This window comes from Streptomyces sp. NRRL F-525, assembly GCF_000716605.1.
Classification (GTDB): domain Bacteria; phylum Actinomycetota; class Actinomycetes; order Streptomycetales; family Streptomycetaceae; genus Streptomyces.
Genome location: NZ_JNXE01000238.1, coordinates 1 through 227 on the forward strand (window position 1 = coordinate 1; position 227 = coordinate 227).

A 227-nucleotide genomic window follows, 5' to 3' on the forward strand; every position below is an offset into this window, starting at 1 on the left:
TCCTTCGGGATCAGCGGCACCAACGCGCACGTGGTCCTGGAGGAGGCCGAACCGGCCCGGGTGACCGAGCCGCTGGACCCATCCGTGCCGACCGGGGAATCCGACGCCGAAACCGATGCCGTGACGCAGCCGGTGGCGTGGGTGCTGTCGGCCCGCACCCCCGCAGCGCTGCGGGAGCAGGCAGGCCGGCTGCACACCCACCTGACAGATCAGCCCACGACTACGGC

General features: G+C 72.2%; 1 protein-coding gene. It reads left to right on the forward strand.

Annotated features, from left to right (window positions below):
* The coding region (locus tag OO69_RS48695; RefSeq protein WP_033287483.1) for a ketoacyl-synthetase C-terminal extension domain-containing protein at window positions 1-227 on the forward strand (227 nt) is incomplete at both ends.